The organism is Roseibium algae, assembly GCF_037783265.1.
GTDB classification, from domain to species: domain Bacteria; phylum Pseudomonadota; class Alphaproteobacteria; order Rhizobiales; family Stappiaceae; genus Roseibium; species Roseibium algae.
This window is the reverse complement of the sequence record NZ_JBAKIA010000010.1, coordinates 182,215-189,692: the sequence shown is the minus strand read 5'-3', so window position 1 is coordinate 189,692 and position 7,478 is coordinate 182,215. Positions and strand designations below refer to the sequence as shown.

The 7,478-nt window shown below is 55.6% G+C and carries 5 protein-coding genes; 2 read left to right on the top strand and 3 right to left on the bottom strand.

Annotated elements, in window-relative coordinates; translation table 11 throughout:
- Nucleotides 1-738 precede the first annotated feature (738 nt).
- Both V6575_RS15030 and V6575_RS15025 read left to right on the top strand, forming a co-directional pair.
- A complete protein-coding gene (locus V6575_RS15030; RefSeq protein ID WP_340275457.1) occupies nt 739-1,041 on the top strand; it encodes a helix-turn-helix transcriptional regulator in 303 nt (100 codons plus the stop codon).
- Nucleotides 1,034-2,251: a type II toxin-antitoxin system HipA family toxin gene (locus V6575_RS15025; RefSeq protein ID WP_340275455.1), complete on the top strand. Its 1,218-nt coding sequence runs from the start codon at nt 1,034-1,036 to the stop codon at nt 2,249-2,251. The genes V6575_RS15030 and V6575_RS15025 overlap by 8 nt, the downstream gene beginning before the upstream one ends.
- Before the next feature lie 711 nt (nt 2,252-2,962).
- Here V6575_RS15025 and V6575_RS15020 read toward each other — a convergent pair.
- From V6575_RS15020 to V6575_RS15010, 3 genes are all read right to left on the bottom strand, one after another.
- Nucleotides 2,963-4,774, bottom strand: coding sequence for an ABC transporter ATP-binding protein (locus V6575_RS15020; RefSeq protein ID WP_340275453.1), 1,812 nt, complete (start codon nt 4,772-4,774; stop codon nt 2,963-2,965).
- Nucleotides 4,775-4,840: 66 nt separating this feature from the next.
- On the bottom strand, nt 4,841-5,794 hold the full coding sequence (locus V6575_RS15015; protein WP_340275450.1) for an acetamidase/formamidase family protein: 954 nt from the start codon (nt 5,792-5,794) through the stop codon (nt 4,841-4,843).
- Nucleotides 5,784-7,412 carry an ABC transporter substrate-binding protein gene (locus V6575_RS15010; protein WP_340275448.1) on the bottom strand — a complete coding sequence of 543 codons (1,629 nt, stop codon included), beginning with the start codon at nt 7,410-7,412 and terminating at the stop codon, nt 5,784-5,786. Before V6575_RS15010 ends, V6575_RS15015 begins: the two co-directional genes overlap by 11 nt.
- Nucleotides 7,413-7,478: the final 66 nt, after the last annotated feature.

Sequence of the window (7,478 nt, the reverse complement as noted above, 5' to 3'; positions counted from 1 at the left end):
ATACTGTCCGATACCTTGGTGTGGACATCGAAGACGCTCTGGAATTGGCAGAGCATACGGAGATTTGATGGTAAGCGGCCCCGCGCAAAGTGGGGCCGTACACCATTCTAAAGTTAGTAATGCTGCCGCGCAGCAACGCATTTCCAAGTTGGTCGTTCACGGTACTGTTTACGTCACCCGAAACTTGTCGTTCGCCGCAACCTGCTAAAAGGTCGCTGAAGCGCCAGACGTAATCGGTCGAGCTAGCGTCCAGAATTGGAAGCGGCACCTAGGAAATATAGGTTGAAATCTCGCCCTTCGGTCGACAGCTCAGGCTGCGCATAAGCCAGGGCTGCATTTGAAATAACTGTCAATCAGGCTCTGATTTTTCATGGCTGATTACGCAGCTTTAAGTGGATAATCGCTCAGATTTAAGCTGTCATTCATACCAATTTCGATGCACGGCGGAAGCTACTGGAGGCCGGGCGCACAACGAGATTTTGCGGACATCGAAGTACCTCTACTGGGAGCTATGGTGGCGCTGGAGCGGGCATAGCTCCCAGCGCGACGCCCAGATTACAGAAACGTGAACCCTTATGTTCGCTCATGAATACATTATCGATTGCAATGTTAACTTGAGATAACAAAAAACAGGTTGAGTACTGTCAGGCAGATTCCATGCCACCATAGGCCGCATATTGACAGTAATGTTATCTATAGATAACATTATCGAACTTTATGTTCTTTGGAGATGGCATTATGTCCACTGCGATCAAGATCCCCCGGGCTGCGCGCAAAGAGCTTATGACCTTCGGGGAAAACATTCGTGTTGCACGTCTGCGCCGGAAGCTAACGGCCGAGATCATCGCGCAGCGTGCCGGAACAACACGGCAGACTGTGGCCAAGATCGAGGATGGGGATCCGGCGGTCAAGATAGGCACTTATGTGGCTGTGCTGCAGGCGCTCGGCCTCCTGAAAGGATGGGGGCATCTCGACGACCCGGTCGGAGATCAGATGTCTCTGGATGGGCTTCCCCAGCGGGCAAGGATGAAGAATGGTTGAGATCTGGATCGACTGGAAGGGTTTGCGCCGTGTCGGCACGCTTCACCGGGCTGGGGGACGAGGTCGGGAGCGAGTATCCTTCACTTATCATGAAGATTGGCTCGCTGATGAAAACGCTTTTGGCCTTTCGCCGGACATGCCCCTAGGACCGGGGCAGTTCGTGCCAGAGGCAGGGCAGGACATGCTCGCAGCGCTCGGGGATTCCTCCCCGGACACATGGGGCCGAACCGTCATGCGGCGCTACGAAGGGCGTATAGCCGAGGCGGAGGAACGACGCCCGAGGACGCTGCAAGAAACCGACTACCTGTTGGGCGTGAACGACGAGACCCGGTTGGGTGCCCTGAGGTATAAGGTTGATGACCAGTTCCAAGCGCGCGACGGGATAGGCGTGCCCGCGTTGCTCAGTCTGGGAGATCTGCTCCAGGCATCCCAGCGTGTTCTTCGTAGGGAAGAGACAGCCGAAGACCTCAGAATACTGTTTGCTCCGGGAAGCTCTCTGGGCGGGGCACGGCCGAAGGCCAGCATCCTTGATCAGCACGGTCGCCTTTCTGTAGCGAAATTCCCGAAGGATACGGACAACCACTGCGTTGAGCGCTGGGAAGCTATCACGCTGCAGTTGGCCCGGCGAGCCGGAATTACGGTTGCGGATCACACTCTGGAGATGGCCGGCGACAAACCCGTCTTGTTGTCCCACCGGTTTGATCGGAACGAAGAGGGCAGGATCCCGTTCATCTCGGCGATGGCCATGCTTAACGGGCGGGATGGTGAAAGCTACAGCTACCTGGACCTGGCGGACGTAATCACCTCGGAAAGCGTAACCCCGGACAAGGATCGCGAGGAACTCTTCAGGCGGGTCGTCTTTTCCATCCTCGTGACGAATCTCGATGACCACATGCGCAATCACGGTTTTCTTCGCGGGAAGGGAGGCTGGTACCTCTCACCAGCTTATGACATCAACCCGGTCACGAACCAGCCGCGCGTGCTCAAGAGCTACGTGAACGACGACAATCCGGATGCCAGCATCGAACTGCACCGTTCTCAGCACGAGAATTACCTTCTCGAGGCCAAAGAGGCCGATGAGATCATTGCGGAGGTGGCCGAGGCCACGAAGACTTGGAAGGAAGTCGCACGTGCTTTGGGCGCACCGGAGTGGGAGATCAAGGAGATGGTGTCAGCCTTCGAGCACGAGGAAATGGACCTCGTCCAGTAATGCGGTCAACGTAGGCATCGGTCTGCCGACAATTTCTAGGTCTGCTCTTGACGTAGCCGTGCCCAAAGCCGCCAGTCCGCCCTCGGCCCCACTTCAGACATTCATCAACGAAGCAGCGCTCGAGCCGACGCCTGTTACCCGAGCTCGCTGATGGCTTAGAAAACCTGTTCGGCCACCCTACCCGACCCAAAACTCTCGGCGGGAATCGGCTCGACGGTTGTTCTGAAACGAGGTTTTGCCGCGATAGGTTCAAAACTTTGATTCCGTTTGGAACAGAACTTTGGTTCTCCGGTATCGCGGACATACTTCCACTAATGATTCCAGAAAGTTACAGACCCCCTTGTTCAAAACTTTGGTTCTCTCACCAGTTGTCCCGTGTCCATGCATGCATAGGATTGCCTTTTTAGGCCAATAAGCGGCTCAAACGGCCCTGAAACAATGAACCCGCCCATCGGAGACGATCGGGCGGGTTTTTGTGTTTTTGGTTGGCAATGACCCCAGCTTTAGGACAGGATGAAGGCAGACTGTCCATTGTCGGCTTATGGCTTCAGTGTAACGAACACATAACTTGCTATATTCAAGTGTACTGAGGTGTGTTTCCGACAAGACTTAAGAAGATGGAAGTGCGTGCATATCACGAAGAAATATAAGCAATTTCGCAAAATATCGGACATTAACTGCAACACACAATTTACTTAATAGGTCCTGAGCCTATGAAAGATCTGCCTCGAGTGTTTCTGCTACAAGGTGACGGCCGCCCACATCTATGTAGCGGACTCGCTCGACTATATTTCCAACACGATGGATCGGCGAGGGAATATCGCCGACGGGTATCTTGAAAACATCACGCCGCCGGGATGGATCCGGAACAGGCACGGCTTCCAGAAGCCGCTTTGTATAGGGATGACACGGGTTCTCGAAAATCTGACTGCGGGTACCGATCTCGACAATCTGGCCGAGGTACATAACGCCCACTCTATGAGAGACCTGCTCCACCACGGCCATATCATGGGAAATGAACAGAAACGACAGACCAAGGTCGTCCTGCAATTCCTTCAGAAGATCCAACACCTGGGCCTGAACGGAAGCATCGAGCGCCGAGACGCTTTCGTCCGCAATGATGGCCTTGGGCGATAGAGCCAGGGCGCGGGCGATACAGATGCGCTGGCGTTGGCCGCCTGAAAACTCATGTGGGTGCCGGTTCATCTGCGCCGATGTGAGACCAACCCGGTCAAACAGCGCGGCGACCCGGTCGTGAAGCTTCTGCCCCTTTGCAATTCCATGAATAATCAGTGGTTCCCCAACCAGATCCCCGACAGTCATCCGTGGATCCAGTGACGCATAGGGATCCTGGAAGATCATTTGCAGATCACGGCGCGCCCTGCGGTCAGCCACCGGCCCGCCCAGCCCAACATGATTGCCCCCGACTCTAACCGTCCCCTCCCATGGCACAAGGTTCATCAGGGCCTTGCCGATGGTCGACTTGCCGCAACCACTTTCCCCAACCAAACCGAGTGTCTCTCCTGCATTAAGGTCAAATGACACGCCTTCCACGGCATGAACACGGGAGACGACATTGTTGAAAACCCCACCCCGCAGATCAAACCGGACTGTCAGGTCATTGACCTCAACAACCGGACCGATTTCTGATACTTGCCCCTTTGTCGCTTCGGCCTTACCGGCCATATCGCCAAGTTTCGGCACCGCGTCGAGGAGCTCCCGAGTGTAGGCGTCTTTCGGCGTCTCGAAGATCTCTCCTACAGGACCATCCTCAACGATATTGCCATGGTTCATGACGATGACCCGGTCCGCCATTTCTGCAACAACCCCCATATCATGGGTAATCAGAATCACGGCTGTGCCGAAGTCGCGCTGAAGATCACGGATCAGTTGCAGGATCTGCGCCTGTATGGTCACGTCCAGCGCCGTGGTCGGCTCATCGGCAATCAGAACCTTGGGATTGCAGGCCAGCGCCATTGCGATCATCACCCGCTGGCGCATGCCGCCGGACAATTCATGCGGATATTGTTTCAAGCGGCGCACGGGTTCGGACAGGCGCACAGCCTCCATTGTCTCCAATGCCCGCTTTTCCGCCTGGCTTCTTGAGAGATCCTGGTGGGCGATGATCGCCTCACGCAACTGCCGGCCGATGGTCAGAACAGGGTTGAGCGATGTCATCGGCTCCTGAAAGATCATGGCAATGTCTCTGCCACGGACCTTTCTCATGGCGATTTCATCAACTTGGCAGAGATCCTTGCCGCCCAGAAGAATTTCCCCGCTTCCGATCCTGGCCATAGGCTCGGGCAGCAACCCCATGATCGACAGCGCCGTCATGGATTTTCCCGATCCGGATTCTCCGGCTATGCAAAGGGTTTCACCTTTATGCAAGTCGAAAGACAGGTCCTTCACAACAGTACGGCTGCCGTCAGGTGTGGCCACTTGCGTGCTGAGATTCCGGACTGAAAGGACAACCTCATCCATGGCGATCTCCTTCAAGGCAGCGGTTGCGTCAAGCTCAGGCATTGGTTTGGTCACAATCTCAGGAGAAACAGCAAATCCCGGCGGAGAGCCCCCGCCGAGATATTGAAGTTATTCAAGAACGATCTTGGGGAAGTAGAAGGACACCACCCAGTTCGGCATGTCGACGATCTCGGAAATCCTGAGGTCACCGCAGACAGAGCAGAGCATATAGGCATCCACAGCGCTGTAGCCATGGCGGGCACACAGAAGGTCAATCATGTTCGAGACGGCAGCTTGTGCGCCCTCAAACAGATTTTCCCCTATGCCTGTCGTGACTTCATAGCCCTTCTCGTCAAGGTGACGGGTCACGGGACCAGGTGTTTCGAACCGCGGCATCTTTAGGTTTTCACCTTTCAGAACGTCCAGCTCGACCACCACGCTCATCGGACTTTCAATCGCCGTCCCACAGACCTCACCATCACCTTGTGCGGCGTGGGTGTCGCCAATTGAGAACAGCGCCCCTGCGACTTCAACCGGCAGATAAAGCGTCGTTCCGGCAGCAAGGTCCCGAATGTCGAGATTACCACCAACGCGGCGCGGCGGGACAATGGAATGCAGGCCTGCCTCCGCTGGGGCCAAGCCTATCGTGCCGGCGAAAGGCTTCAACGGAACTTTCCCGTGCGGGGAAAACGCCGATGTTCCAAGCTTGTCCTTGTCGTAGGACCAGAGATGAAGAGCCGGATCCTTGAACTGATCTGCCAGAAGGCCGAACCCCGGAATGTTGGCAGTCCAGCCAAACCCTGACGGCTTGAACTGGTGGATTTTCACCGCCAGCGTGTCGCCAGGCTCGGCCCCATCCACATAGATGGGACCATTGACCGGATTGATCTTGCCAAAATCCAAGGTCGCAACGTCATCAACAGTGCTCGCCGAGGTCAATTGCCCCGACGAGCTGTCGTTGCATTCGAACTCCATCACCGTTCCGGGCGTCACCTTCTCGACAGGGACAATTGAATTGTCCCAGCCAAAATGGTGCTGCGCTGCGTGGATGGTATAGCTCGCGGCTTTGCAGTTACTGCACATCTTTCGCCCATACGTAGTCATAGTTTACAGGGATATGAACCGGATCGACGAAGATGGCGTCCGGGCCACCCAGACGTTCCGAGCGCATGGTAAAGCGCTGTTCGTTGAAAATCGGTGCCCAGGCAGCATCGTCCATCACGGAGATGAAGATCTTTCGCCAAAGCTCCTCGCGTTCTGCCTTCATGGCCGGGTCGGTCATGCTGTCGGCTTCGGTCGCCAGCTTGTCCAGTTCCTCGTTGCAGTACCAAGACCAGTTCCAGCCGCCCTTGACCGCACCGGAACAGCCCAGGATCGGGCCGTAGAAGTTTGACGGATCCGGGAAATCGGCAATCCAGGCCATGCCGCCAGACCAGATCATTGGTGCCTGATCAGGCTCACCACCTGCTGCAATCACGTTGGCTTGGGCCAGTGTTTTCAGTTCAGCCTTTATGCCAATATTGGCAAGGTCAGCCTGAATAGACTGTGCAATCCGCGGGTTCGGGTCCGTGTTGTAAACGTAAAGTTCCGTTTCGAATCCGTCGCCGAGACCTGCCTCGGTCAGAAGTGCCTTGGCTGCTTCCGGATCAAACGGGTAGCCTTGGTAGTCCTTGTCGTAGCCAGGCATGGACGGCGGCAACGGCTGGTTGGCCGGAACAGCCCGACCGTTGATGATCCGAACGATCCGGTCTTTGTTGATGGCCATATTGACGGCCTTGCGGACCTCGAGCTTGTCAAAAGGAGGCCTCTTGACGTTCATCGTTACATAGCCGGTCTGCAGCTGGCCACCTTCGATGATCAGATCCTTGTATTGCGGATCTTTGGTAACCTCGAGAAACTTTGCTGGAGGAATTCCGTCGCCTGGAATATCCACTTCTCCGCGCTGAAGGCGAAGGAGAGCAACAACAGGCTCCTGGCCAACTTCGAAAGTGATCTCGTCGAGCTTGGGAAGACCGTCTCTCCAATAGCTTTCGTTGCGCTTGAACACCAAGCGCTGGCCGAGGGTCCACTCCTCCAGCGAAAAGGCACCGGAACCAACCGGGTGTTTGCCAAAGTCGTCTCCCCACTTCTCAACTTCCTCCTTCGGGACGATAGAAGAGAAGTTGATCGCCATGACATGCAAGAAGGTCGCATCGGGGCGGGACAGTTCAATCTTGACCGTGTATGGATCGACAACCGTAACACCTTCCAGCGTTTCAGTGTCTCCGCTCGCGACTGCGTCAAATCCCTTGATAGAGCCGAAAAAGCCGGCGCCAGGGCTCTGTGTCTTCGGATTGGACACGCGCTCCAGCGAATATTTCACATCTTCGGCAGTCAGCTCACGACCGTTGTGGAATGTGACGCCCTTTCGAAGGGTGAAGGTGAAGGTCTGGCCATCATCGGAGATGGTGTAATCCTCGGCAAGATCCTTCATCAAGTTGGTCGTGCCCGGCTCATAGTCCATAAGACCATCGAACAGGCTCTTGATCATGGACCAGTTCTGCCAATCGTAGCCGATGGCGGGGTCGAGAGTGGAGACGTCATCCTTATAGGTGACAATCATCGAACCACCTTGTTTGATGTCATCAGCCGCGGCCGGGAGCGCAAAGGCTGCGGTTAGAAGAGCGGCGGCAGCCACTCCCGTCAGAAATCTACTTTTCATGTTCCATTCTCCGGTTGTCTGGTTACATCGCGCGGTGGCAGCTCTAACGGCGGCCTGTCGAGCAAA

Bases quoted from the DNA above. Each gene is read 5' to 3' on its own strand.
- V6575_RS15020 (WP_340275453.1), bottom strand. From the start codon at position 4,774: ATGCCTGAGCTTGACGCAACCGCTGCCTTGAAGGAGATCGCCATGGAT.
- V6575_RS15010 (WP_340275448.1), bottom strand. From the start codon at position 7,412: ATGAAAAGTAGATTTCTGACGGGAGTGGCTGCCGCCGCTCTTCTAACC.
- V6575_RS15015 (WP_340275450.1), bottom strand. From the start codon at position 5,794: ATGTGCAGTAACTGCAAAGCCGCGAGCTATACCATCCACGCAGCGCAG.
- V6575_RS15030 (WP_340275457.1), top strand. From the start codon at position 739: ATGTCCACTGCGATCAAGATCCCCCGGGCTGCGCGCAAAGAGCTTATG.
- V6575_RS15025 (WP_340275455.1), top strand. From the start codon at position 1,034: ATGGTTGAGATCTGGATCGACTGGAAGGGTTTGCGCCGTGTCGGCACG.